The organism is Streptomyces longispororuber, from assembly GCF_024448165.1.
GTDB classification, from domain to species: Bacteria; Actinomycetota; Actinomycetes; order Streptomycetales; family Streptomycetaceae; genus Streptomyces; species Streptomyces longispororuber_A.
This window is the reverse complement of sequence record NZ_JAMOLN010000038.1, coordinates 1-19,019: the sequence shown is the minus strand read 5'-3', so window position 1 is coordinate 19,019 and position 19,019 is coordinate 1. Positions and strand designations below refer to the sequence as shown.

Here is a 19,019-nt window from a genome sequence, read left to right as displayed (position 1 = left end):
GGCCGCACCCCTGGGTGCGGCCCGCTCTGCTGCGCCCGCTCGCCGCTGTGCGGCGGGTGCGCCACGCACGAAGGGGCCCCCGGGATTTGTCCCGGGGGCCCCTTCGTGCGCGTACGTGGCTATGCCGTGACCGAGTCCTCGGACTCCGGGGCGGCCTCGCCCTCCATGGCCTCGGCGACCTGCTCCTCGACCGAGTCCTCGCGCTGGGCGGGGATCTCCGTCTCGCCCCGCGCGGCCATCCGCACGCGGCGCTCGTCGGCCCGCTCGCACAGTGCGCGCACGGCGACGTTGAAGCGGTCCATGGACGGCGGGTCCGAGGGGCCCAGAAGGTGCTCCTTGAGCTCCAGACGCGCCTCGGCGTGGATGTCCTCGGTCTCGCCCCGAACGGCCGCGAGAAGGGCAGGTACGCCCTCTGCCTCCGGCGCCAGGATCGTCGCGGCGCTCACCGTCGGGAAGCCGGCGCGGAAGTCCGTCTCCGACAGGCCCGAGGTGTTGGCGACGGCGTACGGCTTCTCGCTGCTCAGCCAGTCGGAGACGACCGAGGAGACGTCCGAGACGAGGACGTCGGCCTGGTTGAAGCAGGTGAAGATCGCCGGGCGGGCCTCGGTCACGATGAGGTGCTCCCACTCGGGGAACGACGCCCAGTACGCCCGCTCCCACGCGGCGGTCGCCTCGGCCACGGCCGCGGCGCGGTCGCCGTCGGGCTTGCCCTGCAGCAGCATCTTCTCCATCTCGTCCGCGCTGGTGCGGAACGACGTGGAGGTCAGCTCGTCGAGCGCGGCGGCGGTGCGGGTCAGTTCGGCGGCGGCCTCGGGGCCCGGGCGGGCGCCGGAGCGGCGGGTGTTGGCCTCGCGGATCATCGCCATGATGCGCTTGTTGGCCTCACCGGCGGCCGGGACCTGCGAACCGGTCATCGGGTGCGGCTTGTAGATCAGCCGCACCTTCTCGTCGGCGAGCAGGTGCCGCACGATGTTCTCGCCGGCCAGGATCACCGACGTGTTGCCCGGGTTGCCGTCCCAGCCCTCCCAGGTGGGGGCGTACAGGACGGTCGTGTACGCGCTCTTCGCGGGGCCCGTGCCGACCGTGATCGGGGAGAGCTGCGGGCGGCCCACCTCGACGACGTCCTTGTCCTCGACGCCGACGTCGGCCAGCTGGTAGCGGTCGCGGGCCGCGGGGCCCGCCACCCACACCTCGTCGTACGCCTTCGCGTACGGGTTGCAGGACGACAGCTTGTCGGACTCGCCGTGGTTGATGAACGCGTGCTTGATCGTCGGGATGCGCAGCACCTGCGAGGTCTTCGCGGCGTTCGCCGGGTGCAGCATCATCTTCAGCGTCGAGTTCTCCAGGGAGAACATCGTGGCGACCTTCGGGAAGCAGATGATCGGCACGTCGGTCGCGTCGATCTTGTTCACCATGAAGCGCTCGCGCAGCACGATCAGCGGCTTGCCGTCCACGTCGGCGAGCGTGGAGAGCCACATGTTCGCCTGGTACGCGGAGGTCGTGCCGCCGGAGAAGTACATGGCGACGGTCGGCTTGTACGCGGCCAGCCACTTGTCGAGCCACTCGATGACCTTCTGGTCGTTCAGCGCGCGCTTCTTGGGCAGCAGCCAGGTGCCCAGGTAGAGCGCGCCGCCGCCGAACAGGGCGATCGAGATGCCCAGACCGATGCCGCCCCAGTAGGCGTCGGTCGTCGCCGCCGTGATCACCAGGCCGACGGTGGCCGGGATCGAGAAGCTCAGCAGGCGGTGGCTGGCGCGGCGGGCCAGGATCCGCGGCGGGGCCGTGGACAGGCGCAGCGCCGTGGTGTCGATGTTGCGCGTGACGATCGGCAGCGTGCGGGTGCGGCGGACCAGGACCGCGGCCGCCTGGCAGGCGAAGTGCGTCCCGTAGACGGCGAGCAGCGCGATCAGGAGCGGCGCCTGCTCGCCGAGCGGGTCGATGCCGTCGATACGCAGCAGGCCGACCAGGATCAGCATGTCGCGCAGCAGCTGCCGCACGGTGACGTCGAAGCGGATCTTGCCGAGAAGCGACAGCAGGCCGGGCTGCTTGTACTGGAGATACGTGTCGAGGGCGAGACCGGCCGCGCTCGCTGCGACGAAGACCGGGACGTACGGAACGAGCGCGCTGACGAGCTGGGCCACATAGAGCGCGAACATCGCGAACAGCGCTGAGAGCTGCACGATGCGGCGCGAGGCAAGTCCGGCGGAGGGCACGGGCTGGGCTCCTGGCAGGGATAGGAGGGTGGGGGGACCCTTGGGGGGATGGTCCACCTCGGTGAAAAGGCTGACCACTGACCGTATGACTTTCGGCGGTCCCGTAGCAATCCTCCGTGACATCAATCACCGGATAAAGGGGCAAAGGGTACGAACCAAAGTGACCAAGTTCCCGTCCGGACCGCCCGACGGTGTCCGCCCCTCGAAACCCCAGGGCGCACGGATGACCACGTCACGTAAATTGCCAGCCATGTCAAGGGCAAGGCAAGGCGTCGCGGACGCGCGCCGGATCGTGGTCAAGGTCGGATCGTCGTCGCTCACCACGGCCGCGGGGGGCCTGGACGCGGACCGGGTCGACGCCCTCGTGGACGTCCTGGCGAAGCACCGCAGCGGGGGAGAGAAGGAGATCGTCCTCGTCTCCTCCGGTGCCATCGCGGCCGGCCTCGCCCCACTCGGCCTGACCCGCCGCCCCAAGGACCTCGCCCGCCAGCAGGCCGCCGCGAGCGTCGGACAGGGACTCCTCGTCGCCCGCTACACCGCCTCCTTCGCCCGCTACGGCGTCCGCGTCGGCCAGGTCCTGCTCACCAGCGACGACATGGCCCGCCGCGCCCACCACCGCAACGCCTCGCGCACCCTCGACCAGCTCCTGGCCATGGGCGCCTTCCCGGTGGTCAACGAGAACGACACGGTCGCCACCGACGAGATCCGCTTCGGCGACAACGACCGGCTCGCCGCCCTCGTCGCCCACCTCGTCCACGCGGACCTGCTCGTCCTCCTCTCCGACGTCGACGGCCTCTACGACGGCGACCCCAGCAAGCCCGGCACCTCCCGCATCGCCGAGGTGCGCGGCCCCGCCGACATAGCGCACGTCAAGATCGGCTCCGCCGGGAAGGCGGGCGTCGGCACCGGCGGCATGGTCACCAAGGTCGAGGCCGCCTCGATCGCCGCGGCGGCCGGCATCCCCGTCGTGCTGACGAGCGCCAGTCACGCCGCCGACGCCCTCGCCGCCCGCGACACCGGCACCTGCTTCCACCGCACCGGCCGGCGCAGCGCCGACCGCCTGCTCTGGCTGCAGCACGCCTCGACCCCGCAGGGCGCGATCACCCTCGACGACGGCGCCGTGCGCGCGGTCGTCGACGGGCGCAAGTCGCTGCTGCCGGCCGGCATCGCCGCCGTGGAGGGCGAATTCAGCGCGGGCGACCCCGTGGAACTGCGTGACGAGAGCGGCCGGGCGGTCGCCCGCGGCCTCGTCAACTTCGACGCCAAGGAGATCCCGCAGCTGATCGGCCGTTCAACACGGGAGCTCGCCCGCGACCTCGGTCCCGCCTACGAACGGGAAGTCGTACACAGGGACGACCTGGTCCTCCTGCGGGCTTGATCTGCCCCGGTCCGCCTTCGAAACGCCTGTGTAAACGGCCGAAAGCCTGCCACCCGAGGGGGACCTTCCCCAAAACCACCCCATGAAGCTCCGTGGCCTGCTCAACTCTTGATGCAGGGTGTTCACGCAGGGAAGTTCCGCACGACCATTGCGCAAAGGAGGCCGTCGTGAGACGAGCGCGCCCGGGGGCCGCACCCAAGGGGTCTCGAGGGTCTGCGGAGCGGGCGCTGACCAGCGTGGCCGCGGGGGACGCGTACGAGGAGGACTCCGCCGCCGACCCGGACACCGAGCGGACCACGGTGGCCGAAGAAGGCCCCCGCCTCTGGCACATCACGCTCAGCGTCTCCGGCGCCGAGGCGCCCCTGGCCGAAGTGCGCCGCGGCCTCGAACAGCTCGCCCACGACCATCCCTTTCTGCTCACCAGCCGCTACGCGGTCGACCACGCCGAGATCCGCTACTGGGAAGAGGCCCGCGACCTGCACGACGCGGCGGCGGTGGCCCTGCGCCTGTGGGGCGAGCACCGCCAGACGTCCCAGCTGCCGCCCTGGGAGATCGTCGGTCTGGAGGTCATCGACCGCCAGACCTACCACCACCGGATCGCGGCGGGCTACGGCCCGCTCCCGGCGACGCCGGTGGGCGTGCACCCCTTCTAGGCAGCGCCGACCCCGCGCAGCCGGAACCAAACGGGCCCGACCCGCTCCCAGCCCGTTTTCGGCCATGTCTCAGCACCCGGAATACGGTCTGGACGCCACCACGCCCCCCGTTACCCTGCGGGGCATGACGCCTTCGCTCAACCCGTACGACTCGATGACCCCGGTCACCCAGGCCGCCTACCGCGCCCGCGCCGCGGCCAACGACATCGCCTCCCTGCCGCGTGCGGAGAAGGACGACGCGCTCGCCGCGATGGCCGACGCCCTCGAAGTCCGTACGGCCGAGATCGTCGAGGCCAACGCCAAGGACATCGCCAAGGCCCGCGCCGCCGGCACCTCCGAGGCCATCATCGACCGGCTCACGCTCACCCCCGAGCGGGTCCGCGCCATCGCCTCCGACGTGCGCGACGTCATCGCCCTGCCCGACCCGGTCGGCACCGTCGTGCGCGGCAACACCCTCCCGAACGGCATCGACCTGCGCCAGGTCCGCGTCCCGCTCGGCGTCGTCGGCATCATCTACGAGGCCCGGCCGAACGTCACCGTGGACGCCGCCGCCCTCTGCCTCAAGTCCGGCAACGCGGTCCTCCTGCGCGGCAGTTCGTCGGCCTACGAGTCGAACACCGCGCTCGTCCGCGTGCTGCGCGACGCCGTCGGCGGCAGCGGCCTGCCCGCCGACGCCGTGCAACTGGTGCCCGGCGAGGGCCGCGACTCGGTCACCGAGCTGATGCGCGCCCGTGGCCTGGTCGACGTGCTGATCCCGCGCGGCGGCGCCTCGCTCATCAAGAACGTCGTGGAGAACTCGATCGTCCCCGTCATCGAGACCGGCACCGGCAACTGCCACGTGTACGTCGACGCGGCCGCCGACATCGACATGGCGATCGACATCCTCGTCAACTCCAAGGCCCAGCGCCCCTCCGTCTGCAACGCCGCCGAGACCCTCCTCGTCCACCAGGACATCGCCGACGCGTTCGTGCCGCGCGCCCTCGACGCGCTCGCCGAGGCCGGCGTCACCGTCCACGCTGACCCGCGGATCCTCGGCTACGCCGCGCAGTCGAAGGCCGAGGTCGTCGAGGCGACCCCGGACGACTGGGAGACCGAGTACCTCTCGTACGACATCGCGGCCGCCGTCGTCGACGACCTCGACAAGGCCGTCGAGCACATCCGCCTGTGGTCCTCCGGCCACACCGAGGCCATCGTCACCACCTCCCAGCAGGCGGCCCGCCGCTTCACCCAGCTCGTCGACTCCACGACCGTCGCCGTGAACGCCTCGACGCGCTTCACCGACGGCGGCCAGTTCGGTTTCGGCGCCGAGATCGGCATCTCCACCCAGAAGCTGCACGCCCGCGGCCCCATGGGACTCCCGGAGCTGACGAGCACCAAGTACATCGTCACGGGCGACGGCCACACCCGTTAAGCAGCGTCTTGTGGGGTGAATTCCCTTACCGTCTGCCCAAATTGACCCCTCAGGTCTACTCTGGACGGGTGCCGGAGGACGTGGGGGGCACGCCGTTCCCGGACGGCTGGGAGCCCGACGACGACCACGACCGCGGGGGCTGGGACGAAGAGTTCGCCTCCGTGGTCTTCGACGAGGACTTCGTGAAGGCGGCCGAGGTCCATGAGCCCACCGCGGTCGAGCGCCTGCTCGCCGCGGCACAGGCCCGTGCCGAGGCCCAGGAGGCCGAGGCCCGCAGGGCCCGGATACGCCGCGGCCCGGACGACGACTTCTACGACGACACGGACCCGGACGGGTTCGGCCGGGACGGCTCCGACGGGTTCGGCCACGCCTTCGACGACGTGGACGACCTCTACGAGGAGGAGCTGGAGCGGGACGGCAGGACGCGCGCGTACGCGGGCATGATCCGCTGGCGCCGGCCCGTCGCCTGGGCGCTCGCCCTGCTCATGGGTATCGGCATGGTCGCCCTCGCCTTCACCGCCGTCTACCGCGGCGCCTCGGCCGGCCGCTCGGACCAGGTGCCGCCGCCCGCGACCACGGAACTGGAGAAGAACGTCCCGGGTCCGCCGTCCGCCTCCGCGGACTACTCACGGCCTGCGGTTTCCGCGGTGCCGCGCACCCCCTGACGATTCGCGTGGGGCGCCGTCGGAAGTTGTCGTGCACCGAGGCGTTTACCTGGGGTGCCAGAGACCTACCCTGAAGGTATGGGCGGGCCAGGAGACCCACCGGAGGGGACACCGGAAGGCACCCCCGGCGGTGGTGGTGGGAGCGAGGACGAGTACCGATCCGTCGTGTTCGACGAGTCGTTCGTCCGGGCTGCCCGCCTCCAGGAGTTCTCCGCCCAGGAGCGGATCACCGACCACGCCCCGGCCGTCCGCCGCACGCCCACGCTGCGCCGCGGACTGACGCGGCAGGCCGCCGTCCTCGTCGTCCTGATCGTGATCGCCTTCGGCACCGCGATCTACATGGGCGTGCGCAGCCCGTACCGCACGGCGCCCGTCGCCCGGCACACCGAACCACTGCGGATGACCGTCATCCCGCTCGCCCCGGCCGGCAAGGTGCCCGGCTCGGACTCGGTCGCCGACCTGTACGAGCACAGCCCCGCGGCCCGGTTCCGCACGGCCGCCGACGGCATACGGCTGCCGGCCGCCCGGCGCACCGCGCACTTCTCCGACGGCCAGGTCGTCACCGCGCTGACCACGGCCAAGGACTACCTCGTCGACTCCTCGCTCGACCCGGACGTGCTCACCGGCGGCGCCGTCCGCACCGTGCGCACGCTCGTCGACCCGCAGCAGCTCGACCAGTTCGACCAGAGCTTCGCCAGGCCGGTCGTCGACGGACGGCACGCCGCGACCGGCTGGCTGGTCCGCTTCGACCCGGCGCAGACCCTCCTCGCCGACGACCACATCCGCGTGCACGGCACGCTGCACTTCGCCGAGGCCGACCCGAACACCCTCGAAGTGACCTCGGACCACACCTTCGTCTACGCGCTGCGGCCGACGACCGACTCCGGCAGCACCGAGGCGTCCCTGTTCACGGTCCGCCGCGAACTGCACTTCCGCTTCGACCGTGACGACCTGCGCAACCACCAGGCCGAACTGCTCGTGTCCTACGTCCAGGCGGGACCGCTCGCCTGCTCCGCCGACTCGGCCGAGCACCTGCATCCGCTGCTCGCGGGCCAGACGGCGAAGAAGGACGGACCGGCGGGCACCGACCCGTACGCGACGGGCGCCGCGACCGCGCTGTGCGGCGCACTCGCCCCCAGTGCCCAACCGTCCGTCTAGGAGCGGCGGTTACTCGTCCCGGTCCCGGTCGTCCTGCGTGCCGTGGTTGCCGTTGTTGCCCCCGCCGTTGCCGCCGAAGTTCCCGAAGCCGCGCCGCACCCGGCCGCCCAGGTCGCCCGCGCCGCCCGCGATGTCGCTGACCAGCTTCATCAGCGGGTCCTTCGAGTTCTTCACGTGATCCGTGTAGTGCGAGGCCGACTCGCGGAACGAGTCGGACACCTTGGTGTCCTTGTCCTCGGTGCGCCGCGGGTAGTGACCGTCCATCAGCCGCTGGTAGTCGCGGGTCTCGGACCACTTCTTCAGCTCGGCGGCGCGCACCGTGGTGAACGGGTGCGAGCGCGGCATCACGTTCAGGATCTTCAGGACCGAGTCGCGCAGATCGCCCCCGGCCTCGTACTCCTCGGCCTGCTTGAGGAACGCGTCCACGTTCATCTCGTGCAGGTGGTTGCCGCCCGCGATCTTCATCAGGCCGCGCATGGAGGCCTGCAGGTCCTGGCCGACCAGCAGACCGGCACGGTCCGCGGAGAGCTCCGACTTGCGGAACCACTCGCGCAGCGCCGTCACGATCGCCATGATCGCGAGGTTGCCGAGCGGGATCCACGCCACGCGCAGGGCGAGCGAGGTGAGGAAGAGCAGTATGGTCCGGTAGACCGAGTGGCCGGACAGCGCGTGGCCGACCTCGTGGCCCACGACCGCCCGCATCTCCTCCTCGTCGAGCAGCTCCACGAGACCGGTCGTCACGACGATGATCGGCTCGTCGAGACCGATGCACATCGCGTTCGGCTGCGGGTCCTGGTTGACGTACATCGGCGGGACCTTCTCCAGGTCCAGGATGTAACAGGCGTCCCGCAGCATCGCGTTCAGGTGCGCGAACTGGTCGTCCGAGACGCGCACCGAGTCCGACAGGAACAGCAGCCGCAGACTGCGCTCGGGCAGCAGGCCGCTGAGCGCCTTGAAGACCGTGTCGAACCCGCTGAGCTTGCGCAGGGCGACCAGCGCCGAGCGGTCCGCCGGGTGCTCGTACGCCCGCGAGGAGATCCCCGGAAAGCGCCTGCGCTGCCTGCTCGGTACGTTCTCGTGCTGCTCGTTCGGTACGTCGGGCATGCGTCCCCCATGTCGTTGTGAGTGTCCGTCGTGTCCGTTCGTGCCCCCAAGGTGGAGTCCAGACTAGGCGGAGATACCGTGACGGGGCAGCACACAGAAGGAGCGAACCGTCATGGACCACGTCGATCACGTCATCAGCGCCGCGGCGTCCGACCAGGGAGCCGGCAACCTGTTGCGCATCGTCCTGATCGTCGGCGTCCTCGGCGCCGTCTTCCTGGCCTGGTTCCTGCTGCGCGGCTACAAGCGCGACGACTGACGAGGCCGTACGGGCGGCACGTTCGGCAGAGTCGGCGTGAGCACCGCGACAGCCCCCGCTTACGATGGGTCAGAAATCTCTGTCCCGATCCCACACCGGATAGGTCCTGCTGACGATGAGCCTCCACGTCTCCGCTGCCCAGCTGGCCACACTCGCCTCCGAGGGCGGCGAGCACGGCGGCAACCACGAGAGCATCAGCCCCCTCATGACGGGCGGCGCCGCTTTCGTCATCCTCCTTCTGCTGCTGTGGATCACCACGCGCTTCAACCGCGACCGCTGACCCGGACGGGACCACACGGATCGGGCCAGTAGGCTCTGCACGCATGGGAGCGCAGGACATGCCTACCGGCCCGGTCAACAGCCCGGCCGGCGGCCCGGATCGCGAGTGGGTCTCGCCCGCCAAGCGACGCCTCGGCGTCATGGGCGGAACGTTCGACCCGATTCACCACGGGCACCTCGTGGCGGCCAGTGAGGTCGCCGCGCAGTTCCACCTGGACGAAGTGGTGTTCGTGCCGACCGGGCAGCCCTGGCAGAAGAGCGACAAGAAGGTGTCCCCGGCCGAGGACCGTTATCTGATGACGGTCATCGCCACCGCCGAGAACCCGCAGTTCTCGGTGAGCCGCATCGACCTCGACCGCGGCGGACCCACGTACACCACGGACACGCTGCGCGATCTGCGCGCGCTCAATCCGGACACGGACCTCTTCTTCATCACGGGCGCCGACGCCCTGGGCCAGATCCTCACCTGGCGATACACCGAAGAGCTCTTCTCCCTGGCACACTTCATCGGCGTCACCCGGCCGGGTCACCCGCTCACCGACCCTGGCCTGCCCGAGGGCGGTGTCTCGCTCGTCGAGGTCCCGGCCCTCGCGATCTCCTCCACGGACTGCCGTGACAGAGTCGCCAAGGGAGACCCCATCTGGTACATGGTGCCGGATGGTGTGGTGCGCTACATCGACAAGCGCCAGCTGTACCGAGGCGAATGACCCTGCACCGCCGAGAGGGGCATCGGTGAACGACCGTTACGACGGTTACGACGGTTACGACCAGCAGCAGTACGAGCTGGTCGGCTATGACGAGTTCGGCCAGCCGGTCTACCGGCAGGTCCAGCAGGCGCCGTCGTACGAGCGGTCCGCAGATGGCTCAGCGTACGGGTACGGCTACGACCCGTACGCGACGGGTCAGCAGCAGCCGGTCCCGCCCGCGCCGCCCGCCCCGCCGCAGCAGCAGCCCCCGCACGCGTACGACCCCTACGGTCACGCACAGCCCGGGAGTTACGACCCGTACGGCGCCCAGGCCGGGACCGGTGAGCAGCCCCGTGTCGCCCAGCAGGTCGACGTCGAGCAGACCGCCGCCTACATCCCGCAGCAGGCGCCGCCGCGCGAGGAGCCGGCGCGGCCGCAGGACCGGGACTACCGCACCGAGCAGTTCTCCTTCGTGGAGGAACCGGACGACAACTCCGAAGACGTCATCGACTGGCTGAAATTCACCGAGTCGCGCAGCGAGCGCCGCGAGGAGGCCAAGCGGCGCGGCCGCAACCGGATCGTCGCCCTCGTCGTGGTCCTCGCGCTGTGCCTGGTCGGCGGCGTCGGCTACCTCTGGTCGCAGGACAAGCTGCCGTTCCTGTCGAAGGACGGCGCCGCGGCCGGCGCCGCCGCCGAGGCCGGCCCGCAGAACCGGGACGTCATCGTCGTCCACCTGCACAACACCAAGGGCGGCGCCACCTCCACGGCGCTGCTGGTGAACAACACCACCACCAAGCAGGGCACCACCGTCCTGCTGCCCAACTCGCTGGCCCTGTCGGCCGAGGACGGCACCGCCACCACGCTCGGCAAGTCCGTCGGCGACGACGGCTCCGCCGGCACCGGCGACGAGATCGACACGCTGCTCGGCACCGACATCGAGGGCACCTGGCGCCTCGACACCCCCTACCTCAACAACCTCGTCGAGCTCGTCGGCAACATCGACATCGACACGAACGCGACGGTCCCCGACCCGGCGAAGAAGGGCACGGCCCTCGTCCACAAGGGCGAGCAGCAGACCCTCAGCGGCCCGATGGCCGTCGGCTACGCCACGTACCGGGCGAAGGGCGAGGACCAGACCGCGCAGCTCATGCGGTTCGGCCAGGTCATGCAGGGCGTGCTGCGCAAGCTGTCGTCGGACCCGCAGGCCGCGACGACGACCGTGCAGACCCTCGCCCAGATCCTCGACCCGTCGCTGACCGAGAAGGACCTCGGCGCCTTCCTCGCCAAGCTCGCCGACCACGCCAAGGAGGGCGACTACAAGACCGCCCTGCTGCCGGTCCAGAGCGGCGGCACCCTCTCCGAGTCCGCCGCGGACTCCGTCGTCAAGGACGTCCTCGGCGGCACCGTGAAGGCACCCGCCAAGGGCGACTCGCTGCGCGTCGGCGTCAAGAACGCCACCGGCGTCACGGCCCGCACCGAGAAGGCCAGGGTCACCCTGGTCAACGGCGGCTACACCTTCGTCTCCGGCGGCACCGGCACGAGCGTGGTGTCCTCCCAGGTCATCTACGCCGACGCCGCCCGCAAGCAGGACGCGGTGGAGGTCGCCAAGACGCTCGGCCTGCCGACGTCGGCCGTACGGAAGGGCAGGACCGCGGCGAACGCCGACGTGTCCGTCGTCCTCGGCCAGGACTACACCGGCGGGCAGTGACGCCCCGCCCGGTGGCCCCGGCGCCCTTGCGCGCCGGGGCCACCGGGAATGCAGTGAGGTCGTCCGGCGGTCCGTGAGACCCTTGAGTCAGCCCCGTGACGGACATCCGGGGATTGTGCCCGCCGACGGAAAGCCTTGTAGTGACCGCCACTGACCGTTCCCTCGAGCTCATCAACGCCGCCGCGCAGGCGGCCGCCGACAAGCTCGCGCACGACATCATCGCCTACGACGTCAGCGATGTGCTGTCCATCACGGACGCCTTCCTGCTGGCCTCCGCGCCCAATGACCGGCAGGTCAAGTCGATCGTCGACGAGATCGAGGAGCGCCTGAACAAGGAGCTCGGCGCCAAGCCGGTCCGCCGCGAGGGCGACCGCGACGCCCGCTGGATCCTGCTCGACTACGTCGACATCGTCGTCCACGTCCAGCACAGCGAGGAGCGCGTCTTCTACGCCCTGGAGCGGCTGTGGAAGGACTGCCCCGAGCTGGACCTGCCGGCCGACGCCAAGGCCACCCGTGGCAAGGCCGCCGAGCACGCCCAGCGCGAGCAGGCCGCCGAAGAGGCCGACGAGCTGCGTGAGCTGGGTGGTGAGCTGCGTTGAGCAGCTCCCGGGGGCGCCGCGTCGTCCTGTGGCGGCACGGCCAGACCGCCTGGAACCTGGAGCGCCGCTTCCAGGGCAGCACGGACATCGAGCTGACCGAGGCCGGCGTCGCCCAGGCCCGCCGCGCCGCCCGCCTGCTGGCCTCCCTGAAGCCCGACGCGATCGTCGCGTCGGACCTCAAGCGGGCCGCGGCCACCGCCGCCGAGCTGGCCGCTCTGACCGGTCTCGCCGTCACGCACGACGAGGGCCTGCGCGAGACGTACGCCGGCGAGTGGCAGGGCCTCACGCACGACGAGATCATCGGGCGGTACGGCGAGCAGTACGCCGCGTGGAAGCGCGGCGAGCCCGTGCGCCGGGGCGGCGGCGAGCTGGAGACCGAGGTCGCCGACCGGGCCGCGCCCGTCGTGCTGCGGCACGCGGACAAGCTGCCGGACGGCGGTCTGCTCGTCGTGGTCAGCCACGGCGGCACCATCCGCACCACCATCGGTCGCCTCCTGGGTCTCGAGTCCCACCACTGGGAGGGGCTCGGCGGTCTGTCGAACTGCTGCTGGTCCGTCCTCGGCGAGGGCGCGCGCGGCTGGCGGCTGCTCGAGCACAACGCGGGCACGCTGCCCGAGCCGGTCCTCGGCGACGACGACTGAGGCCCTGCCGCGGCGGTTGAGGCCGGTCCCTGCGGAGCGCGGGGACCGGATTTCACTTTCCGGCAGGTCGCAGGCTAAAGTTCTTCTTGTTCGGCCCGCCGGGGGAAAAGCCCGGAGGGGGAAGAACGCAAGGGGCTATAGCTCAGTTGGTAGAGCGCCTGCATGGCATGCAGGAGGTCAGGAGTTCAATTCTCCTTAGCTCCACAGGAATCACCGGAAATCCCGTCCCGTCAGGGGCGGGATTTTTCGTTGCCCAGACAGGTCAGGTGGGTGCGCGTGTCGTCGTCCGCGGGGGAGTACACGACGATCCGGCACTCCGGCATCCCGTCGATGGACAGGGACGTCGACGTCATCCGCAGCACACCGGACGTCTCGACGCACCGGAACGTCTTCACGCGGGAGCCCGGAGGCACGACGTCGCCGCTCTCCCACAGCTCGGCGAAGTAGGGGCTGGCCGCCGCCAGCTCGCCTATGAAGCGCTCCCAGACCGGCTCGCCCACATGACGCCCGTACGCGGAGCGCAGGGTCGCCACCATCACCGGCAGCTCCGTCTCCCGGTGGACCAGCGGGCAGGTCGCCTCGGGGGCCAGGAACAGCGTCCGCAGCGCATTGGGCACGGGGGGCTGCGTCCCGGGACGGAGGATGAACAGGGCCCGGTACGGGGCATTGGTCGCGAGCAGATCGAACCGGCCGTTGTAGACCACGGCGGGCAAGGGGGCCACCGCGTCGAGGACGCCCTGCACCTCGGGGCGCACCGACTGCCCGGTGTCCTCGTGGGCGGGGGAGAACGGCACGTCCGCCAGGTGGTACAGGTGCTCGCGCTCCGGCAGATCGAGGCGCAGGGTGCGGGCCACCGCGTCCAGGACCTGCGGCGAGGCATTGATCGGGCGGCCCTGCTCCAGCCACGTGTACCAGGTGACGCCGACGCCCGACAGCTGCGCGACCTCCTCGCGGCGCAGGCCGGGAGTGCGCCTGCGCGGGCCTCCGGGCATGCCGACGTCCTGCGGGGTCACCCGCGCCCGGCGGCCCCGCAGGAAGGCGGCCAGCTCGGGCCTGCGCCGGTCCTGCGGCCTGCCGGTGGTGCGCTCCGTCGTGGTCATCGTCGTCACGTCCCCCATCGTTCGCCCCGGTGCCGCGCCGCGGAAGGCGCGTACCGGGTGGTGCCGGTACCAGCATCAGCGGGCTCTCGGTACCCGTGCCCGACCACCGCCAGGCTCCAGGACATGACGACAACCGTCCCGGAAAGTCCGCGATCCCCAACTCCCGGATCCAGTAAAGCCCCTGGCACTGACAACGGCCCCGCGACCAAGCGCGGGCGGCTGCTCGCGGTCGTGCTGACCGCCCAGTTCATGGCCGTCCTCGACGTGTTCATCGTGAACGTGGCCGCACCCACCGTCCGGACCGAACTCGACGCGTCGGGCGCCGCGTTGCAGCTGATCGTCGCCGGATACACCATCACGTACTCGGTCCTCCTGATCACCGGCGCGCGGCTCGGCGCCCTGTTCGGGCACCGGCGGGCCGTGCTCGGCGGTCTCGCGCTGTTCACCGCGGCCTCGCTGGCCTGCGGACTGGCGCAGAGCAGCGGCCAGTTGATCGCGTTCCGCATGGTGCAGGGCGCCGGCTCGGCGCTGATGATCCCGCAGGTGCTGAGCCTGGTGCAGCGGCACTTCGCCGGACAGGCCCGGGTGCGGGCGCTCGGGGTGTACGCGGCCGTCCTCGCGGTCGGCGCCGCCGCCGGGCAGGTGGCCGGCGGGGTGCTGGTCAGCGCCGACCTGTTCGGCACCGGCTGGCGCTCGGTGTTCCTGGTGAACGTGCCGGTCGGCCTGGCCCTGCTCGTCCTCGGACGGCGGGAGCTGCCCCGCGACGGCGCCCGTGCGGGCGGCGCCCTCGATCTGGTGGGGCTCGTGCTGCTGGGCGGCTCCGTCTCGCTGCTCACCGTCCCGCTGGTGCTCGGGCAGGAGGAGGGCTGGCCGCTGTGGTCCTGGCTCTGCCTGGGCTCGTCCGTCGTGCTGTTCGCCCTGTTCTGGGCGTACGAGTCGGCGCTCGCGCGGCGCGGCGGGGCGCCGCTGATCGCGCCGCGGGTGCTGCGCCTGCCCGGCATCGGCCTGGCCGTCTTCCGGGTGTTCGCGGTGATGGCGGTCAACGCGGGCTACCTCTTCACGCTCACCCTGCACGTCCAGGGCGGCCTCGGGTACGGCGCGCTGCGCGCCGGGCTGACCTTCACGCCCGCGGCCCTCGCGTTCGGGGCGGTCGGGCTGACCTGGCGCCGCTGGCCGCAGCGGTGGCAACGGGGCATGATCCCGGGCGGGTTCGTGCTCGCCGCGGCCGGCACGCTCGGCACCGGGCTCGCACTGCGCGGCGGGAGCGGCGGCGGGCTCTGGCTCTACGTCTCGTTCGTCGTGGTCGGCGTGGGCCTCTCGCTCGGCTTCAGCCCGGCCCTGACGCGGGCCCTGGCCACGGTGCGGCCCGAGGACGCGGCCGACGCCAGTGGTCTGCTGGCGACCGTGACCCAGCTCGGCCAGCTGATCGGCGTCGCGGCCTTCGGGGCACTTTTCCTCAACCGGGTTGAGGCACAGGGGGCTCCTGGGGCGTATAACTCTGCGGACGCGCTCCTGTTGTGCGCTTATGCGCTGGCCGGAGCGGCTGTCCTGGCTGCCGTATCCGGACTGGTACGCATGCGTCGCTGACCGTATTGCTCCGGCCGTGGCAGAATCGGACGGCCGGAGGAGGGCTGCGTCCGACCGACGAAGACGGCCCGACGGGAGGGAGTGCGCGATGCCCTTGAGCATCAACGAGGAGGCCGACCGCCTCCTCGGCGTGGCAGCGATATCCACCGAGCCCTCGCCCCCGTCCCACCCGGCCGATAATGTCCCGCTTCGCCTCAACTGTCCGACCTGCGGCTCCTCCCACGTCGCCCAGATGCTGGGTGACAACGGCGGGGTCTCGTACGTGTGCACGGCCTGCGGCCACAGCTGGAGCTGAACGGATCGACATGGGGTCACACCGGAGGAAGTGCGATTGGTGCGGCAGTGGTACGCCCATCGTGCGCGACATGGAGCCCGTGAACCCCGACTACCAGTACTGGTGCGAGGAGTGCGCGCGGGCGCTGATCATAAAGGGCGACCCGATCGAGACGTATCGGGAGCTGGAGGGCGAGCCGATCTACGGCCGCCTCCTGGACGAGCACTGCACGCTCAAGCGGTTCTACTCGTTCGCCACAGCCTGACCCCGCACTGCGCCAGGAAGGCGCAGGCCACCCCCGCGTAGAGCGCCGAAAGCACCAACTGGCCGCTGTTCTGATGCAGTTCGGGCCGGCCCGAACCGTGCGGCACCCACCACAGGGCGTACGCGCAGAACGTCAGGGCCATGAGCGCGGCGACGCCGCGGCGGCCGGAGTCCCACACCAGCAGCACCAGCGGCACGCACCACACCCAGTGGTGCGACCAGGAGACCGGGCTGACCAGGAGAGCCGTCGCCGCGCACGCCAGCACCGCCTGTGCCTGCCGCCCGCGCAGCGCGGAGGCGACCGCGACGGCGAGCCCGAGCGCACCCGCCGTCGCGGCCGTGACGACCCACCAGAGGCCCGGGTCGCCGGTGTGCAGCAGCCGGGCCAGCACGCCGCGCAGCGACTGGTTCGCGGTCTCCTCGGCGTGCCCGACCCGGCTCGCCTCGAAGACCATCCGGGTCCAGAAGCGGTACGAGTCGTGCGGCAGGACGGCGGCCGCCAGGGCGGTGGCGCCCGCGAAGGAGCACGCCGCCACGCGCGCGTGCCGCAGCCACGGCCGCCAGGCGCCGCCCCGCGCCGCCTGCGCGAGCCCGGTGCACAGCAGGAACACCGCGAACAGCGCCGGGGTCAGCTTGATCGCCGCCGCGACCCCGATCCCGACCCCCGCCCAGCGGTGCCCGGGCCGCCGGGTCAGATCCCACAGGACGAGCACGGCCAGCAGCAGATTGACCTGGCCGTAGCGGAGCGTCGTCCACACGGGCTCGCACCACACGGCGCCGGCCGCCACCCACAGGGCGTGCTCCACGCGCGCGTGGCGGCCCACCAGTCGCAGGGAGAGCAGCGCGAGGGCCACGAGCAGGACCAGGTTCGCGACGGTCGCCGCGGCGCGCAGCGTGGCGACGTCCAGGAGCGTCAGCGGGGTGAACAGCAGCGCGGCGAAGGGGGGATAGGTCGTCGGAAGCCGGGCATGCGTCGCACGGAGGGCGTACAGGTCGCCTCCTGCCCGGACGGTCGCCCCCTCCGCGCGGTAGACCAACAAGTCGATCATGGAGACGTGGGCGGCCCGCTGGGCGAACCAGAAGCCCGCGAAGGACAGCAGGCAGACACCCAGAGCTGCGGGAACACGACGATGGGCGCGGGGCAGGGCGAGCGCAGTCACGTCAGGCGACAGTAGTGGCCCTATCTGGCCTCTTTGCCTACAGACCGGGTCAGAACGGATACGATTTGGTGATGCACCCGGGTGACCGTGTAATGTTGGCGTCGCCGCCGGGGAAACCGACAGGAAGACCGGGCGGATCTCAGCAAGGGGCTATAGCTCAGTTGGTAGAGCGCCTGCATGGCATGCAGGAGGTCAGGAGTTCAATTCTCCTTAGCTCCACAGGAATTGAGAGCGGGCCATCCGATCGGATGGCCCGCTTTCGTGTGTCCTGGCAGTCGTGACGGCCCGCGGCTACCTGCGGGCCCGGCTGCGGCCCGGCGGGAGCGCGGGCGGCAGCGCCGGCCGGGCGGGCAGCGCCGCGGGATCCTCCTCGATGCGCAGGGCGAGCGCAGGACAGCGCCGCACCGCCCGCACCGCACTCGCCTCCGAGTAGCGCGGCACCGCCGCCTCCGCGACCGCCGGGAAGCCGTCGGGGCCCAGCTGGATCAGCTCCGGCACGATGTCCCGGCACAGGCCGTGGCCCTGGCACAGCGTCCAGTCGACGGCGAGCCGCTTCCCGCTGGGCGCCGCGCCCGCCGGAGCCTCGTTGTGCAGCGGCAGCACCCCGCGGACCGGACGCCCGCAGCCGGCGCCCAGCACATGGGCGGCCAGGTCGTCGGTGAACGCCGAGATCGTCGACTCGATGAACGCGGCCGAACCGTCCGGGTGCTTGCACGCCCCGCGCCGCTTCACCGCGCGCGTGACCTCGCGCAACGCCTCCAGGGCGGTCGGCCCGCCGCCGTTCAGGACGTCCTCCAGGCCGCGGGCCGCCGCGGGCAGCCCCAGGTAGCAGGGCCCGCACTGGCCGGCGCTCTCCGACGCCAGCCACTGCGCCACCTTCAGAGCCTCGCCGAGCGGGCAGGTGTCAGGACCGATCGGCAGGATCGCGCCCGCGCCCAGGGCGCCGCCGCACGCCTCCAGGGAGGCCCGGGAGACGATCGCGTCCTGCGCCCCCACCCCGTCCAGCCACTTGCCGTGGTAGCCGCCCGTGAGGACGCCCTGGGGGAGCGGGGGTGCGCCCGCGAGCTGGAGGACGTAGCGCAGCGGAACCCCGGAGGGGACCTCCAGGACCATCGGGCGCGCCACGGCTCCGGAGAGCGTGAGCAGCACCGTGCCCGGCTCGTCGTGCAGACCCGTGCGGCAGTACCGCTCGGGTCCCGTGCGGGCGGCGACGGCGAGCTGGGCGAAGGTCTCCGCGTTCGACAGGAGCGTGGGGGCGCCGCCGACCCCGGAGTCAGAGGCGCGCACCTTGCGGCCCGGCGGCATCGGCGGGCCGCCGTCGGCCGAGCGGATCAGCGCCGAGGACTCCCCGGTGACCATCCGCACCGGATTGCGCTGCACGCGCGCGCGGAGCGGCGCGTTGCGGCGGTTGGTCAGGCCGCGCTCGGCGAGGGCCGCCTGCATCGACGCCTCGGTGGAGTCCCGGGTCACGCCCACGACGAGCGTGCGCGCCCCGAGCGCCTCGGCGACCAGGAGGGCGCCGTCGAGGATCAGGTGCGGGGCCCGGTTGATCAGGACGGTGTCCTTGCGGCAGGCGGGCTCGTCCTCGCTGCCGTTCACCACGACCACGGGCCGCACGCCCCGCCGGATCGCCGACTCGGCGACCGCGCGCAGCTTCTTGGCGAACGGGAAGCCCGCGCCGCCGCGGCCGCGCAGGGACACCGCCTGGGCCAGCTGGGCGAGCTGCTCGCCCGCCATGGGTTCCAGCGGGCCGTGCACCTTCAGGTGCATGTCGAGGTCGAGCCGCTCCACGAGGTCGAACCCCGAGGTGAGCTGGGGGAGACCGACGACGCGGACTTCCGGGACGTCGGGCAGTGCGGTGTTCACTGCGTGCCTCCGTAGGG

Annotated in this window: 19 protein-coding genes and 2 tRNA genes; 16 read left to right on the top strand and 5 right to left on the bottom strand. The window is 71.6% G+C overall.

The genetic code is table 11. The features are described 5' to 3' along the window. Positions 1–119 precede the first annotated feature (119 nt). Positions 120–2,213 (bottom strand): hypothetical protein, encoded by a 2,094-nt coding sequence (locus tag M4J07_RS13700; RefSeq protein ID WP_255971499.1) that lies wholly within the window; start codon positions 2,211–2,213, stop codon positions 120–122. A 250-nt stretch (positions 2,214–2,463) separates the two neighbouring features. On the opposite strand from M4J07_RS13700, the gene proB reads away from it, so the two are divergent. From proB to M4J07_RS13675, 5 genes are all read left to right on the top strand, one after another. Then, complete coding sequence (gene proB / locus M4J07_RS13695; protein WP_255971497.1) at positions 2,464–3,591, top strand: glutamate 5-kinase; 1,128 nt, start codon at positions 2,464–2,466, stop codon at positions 3,589–3,591. A gap of 167 nt (positions 3,592–3,758) precedes the next feature. Then, complete coding sequence (locus M4J07_RS13690) at positions 3,759–4,244, top strand: hypothetical protein (protein WP_255971495.1); 486 nt, start codon at positions 3,759–3,761, stop codon at positions 4,242–4,244. 124 nt (positions 4,245–4,368) lie between these two features. After that, positions 4,369–5,655 carry a glutamate-5-semialdehyde dehydrogenase gene (locus M4J07_RS13685; protein ID WP_255971493.1) on the top strand — a complete coding sequence of 429 codons (1,287 nt, stop codon included), beginning with the start codon at positions 4,369–4,371 and terminating at the stop codon, positions 5,653–5,655. Between the two features lie 68 nt (positions 5,656–5,723). Further along, complete coding sequence (locus M4J07_RS13680; RefSeq protein WP_255971490.1) at positions 5,724–6,320, top strand: SCO2584 family spore wall biosynthesis protein; 597 nt, start codon at positions 5,724–5,726, stop codon at positions 6,318–6,320. Positions 6,321–6,398: 78 nt separating this feature from the next. After that, a complete protein-coding gene (locus M4J07_RS13675) occupies positions 6,399–7,478 on the top strand; it encodes an SCO2583 family membrane protein (RefSeq protein WP_255971488.1) in 1,080 nt (359 codons plus the stop codon). 9 nt (positions 7,479–7,487) lie between these two features. On the opposite strand, the gene M4J07_RS13670 is transcribed toward M4J07_RS13675, so the two are convergent. Beyond that, positions 7,488–8,582, bottom strand: coding sequence for a M48 family metallopeptidase (locus M4J07_RS13670; RefSeq protein WP_255971486.1), 1,095 nt, complete (start codon positions 8,580–8,582; stop codon positions 7,488–7,490). Positions 8,583–8,694: 112 nt separating this feature from the next. On the opposite strand from M4J07_RS13670, the gene M4J07_RS13665 reads away from it, so the two are divergent. The 7 genes from M4J07_RS13665 to M4J07_RS13635 all read left to right on the top strand — a co-directional run bounded on the left by M4J07_RS13665 (position 8,695) and on the right by M4J07_RS13635 (position 12,955). After that, positions 8,695–8,838, top strand: coding sequence for a hypothetical protein (locus M4J07_RS13665; protein ID WP_255971484.1), 144 nt, complete (start codon positions 8,695–8,697; stop codon positions 8,836–8,838). 115 nt (positions 8,839–8,953) lie between these two features. Further along, positions 8,954–9,118, top strand: coding sequence for a hypothetical protein (locus M4J07_RS13660; protein WP_255971482.1), 165 nt, complete (start codon positions 8,954–8,956; stop codon positions 9,116–9,118). A 43-nt stretch (positions 9,119–9,161) separates the two neighbouring features. Beyond that, complete coding sequence (gene nadD / locus M4J07_RS13655; protein ID WP_255971480.1) at positions 9,162–9,824, top strand: nicotinate-nucleotide adenylyltransferase; 663 nt, start codon at positions 9,162–9,164, stop codon at positions 9,822–9,824. A 25-nt stretch (positions 9,825–9,849) separates the two neighbouring features. Beyond that, positions 9,850–11,511, top strand: coding sequence for an LCP family protein (locus M4J07_RS13650; RefSeq protein WP_255971478.1), 1,662 nt, complete (start codon positions 9,850–9,852; stop codon positions 11,509–11,511). Between the two features lie 140 nt (positions 11,512–11,651). Next, positions 11,652–12,110 carry an RsfS/YbeB/iojap family protein gene (gene rsfS, locus M4J07_RS13645; protein WP_255971476.1) on the top strand — a complete coding sequence of 153 codons (459 nt, stop codon included), beginning with the start codon at positions 11,652–11,654 and terminating at the stop codon, positions 12,108–12,110. Beyond that, positions 12,107–12,751 carry a histidine phosphatase family protein gene (locus tag M4J07_RS13640; protein WP_255971474.1) on the top strand — a complete coding sequence of 215 codons (645 nt, stop codon included), beginning with the start codon at positions 12,107–12,109 and terminating at the stop codon, positions 12,749–12,751. Before rsfS ends, M4J07_RS13640 begins: the two co-directional genes overlap by 4 nt. A 131-nt stretch (positions 12,752–12,882) precedes the next feature. Then, a tRNA-Ala gene (locus M4J07_RS13635) sits at positions 12,883–12,955 on the top strand. 26 nt (positions 12,956–12,981) lie between these two features. On the opposite strand, the gene M4J07_RS13630 is transcribed toward M4J07_RS13635, so the two are convergent. Further along, a complete protein-coding gene (locus M4J07_RS13630; RefSeq protein WP_255971472.1) occupies positions 12,982–13,869 on the bottom strand; it encodes a helix-turn-helix transcriptional regulator in 888 nt (295 codons plus the stop codon). A 213-nt stretch (positions 13,870–14,082) separates the two neighbouring features. Here M4J07_RS13630 and M4J07_RS13625 point away from each other — a divergent pair, with 213 nt between their 5' ends. From M4J07_RS13625 to M4J07_RS13615, 3 genes are all read left to right on the top strand, one after another. Further along, positions 14,083–15,438 carry an MFS transporter gene (locus M4J07_RS13625; RefSeq protein ID WP_255971470.1) on the top strand — a complete coding sequence of 452 codons (1,356 nt, stop codon included), beginning with the start codon at positions 14,083–14,085 and terminating at the stop codon, positions 15,436–15,438. An 88-nt stretch (positions 15,439–15,526) separates the two neighbouring features. Next, the gene (locus tag M4J07_RS13620) at positions 15,527–15,733 is read left to right on the top strand and encodes a hypothetical protein (RefSeq protein ID WP_255971468.1); all 207 of its coding nucleotides are present in this window, start codon (positions 15,527–15,529) and stop codon (positions 15,731–15,733) included. 10 nt (positions 15,734–15,743) lie between these two features. Further along, entirely contained in the window at positions 15,744–15,977 is a 234-nt protein-coding gene (locus tag M4J07_RS13615; protein ID WP_127831505.1) for a hypothetical protein, read from the top strand. On the opposite strand, the gene M4J07_RS13610 is transcribed toward M4J07_RS13615, so the two are convergent. Then, positions 15,946–17,136 carry a glycosyltransferase 87 family protein gene (locus M4J07_RS13610; protein WP_255971462.1) on the bottom strand — a complete coding sequence of 397 codons (1,191 nt, stop codon included), beginning with the start codon at positions 17,134–17,136 and terminating at the stop codon, positions 15,946–15,948. The two genes, M4J07_RS13615 and M4J07_RS13610, sit on opposite strands and share 32 nt — an antisense overlap. 146 nt (positions 17,137–17,282) lie before the next feature. Between M4J07_RS13610 and M4J07_RS13605 the strand changes: the two genes are divergently transcribed. Beyond that, positions 17,283–17,355, top strand: a tRNA-Ala gene (locus tag M4J07_RS13605). Positions 17,356–17,427: 72 nt separating this feature from the next. Here M4J07_RS13605 and M4J07_RS13600 read toward each other — a convergent pair. Beyond that, entirely contained in the window at positions 17,428–19,002 is a 1,575-nt protein-coding gene (locus tag M4J07_RS13600) for an NADH-ubiquinone oxidoreductase-F iron-sulfur binding region domain-containing protein (protein WP_255971460.1), read from the bottom strand. Positions 19,003–19,019: the final 17 nt, after the last annotated feature.

Excerpts from the sequence above, each read along its gene's own strand:
- proB (WP_255971497.1), top strand. The coding sequence starts at position 2,464 with ATGTCAAGGGCAAGGCAAGGCGTCGCGGACGCGCGCCGGATCGTGGTC.
- M4J07_RS13685 (WP_255971493.1), top strand. The coding sequence starts at position 4,369 with ATGACGCCTTCGCTCAACCCGTACGACTCGATGACCCCGGTCACCCAG.
- M4J07_RS13675 (WP_255971488.1), top strand. The coding sequence starts at position 6,399 with ATGGGCGGGCCAGGAGACCCACCGGAGGGGACACCGGAAGGCACCCCC.
- M4J07_RS13670 (WP_255971486.1), bottom strand. The coding sequence starts at position 8,582 with ATGCCCGACGTACCGAACGAGCAGCACGAGAACGTACCGAGCAGGCAG.
- M4J07_RS13665 (WP_255971484.1), top strand. The coding sequence starts at position 8,695 with ATGGACCACGTCGATCACGTCATCAGCGCCGCGGCGTCCGACCAGGGA.
- M4J07_RS13660 (WP_255971482.1), top strand. The coding sequence starts at position 8,954 with ATGAGCCTCCACGTCTCCGCTGCCCAGCTGGCCACACTCGCCTCCGAG.
- nadD (WP_255971480.1), top strand. The coding sequence starts at position 9,162 with ATGGGAGCGCAGGACATGCCTACCGGCCCGGTCAACAGCCCGGCCGGC.
- M4J07_RS13630 (WP_255971472.1), bottom strand. The coding sequence starts at position 13,869 with ATGGGGGACGTGACGACGATGACCACGACGGAGCGCACCACCGGCAGG.
- M4J07_RS13620 (WP_255971468.1), top strand. The coding sequence starts at position 15,527 with ATGCCCTTGAGCATCAACGAGGAGGCCGACCGCCTCCTCGGCGTGGCA.
- M4J07_RS13615 (WP_127831505.1), top strand. The coding sequence starts at position 15,744 with ATGGGGTCACACCGGAGGAAGTGCGATTGGTGCGGCAGTGGTACGCCC.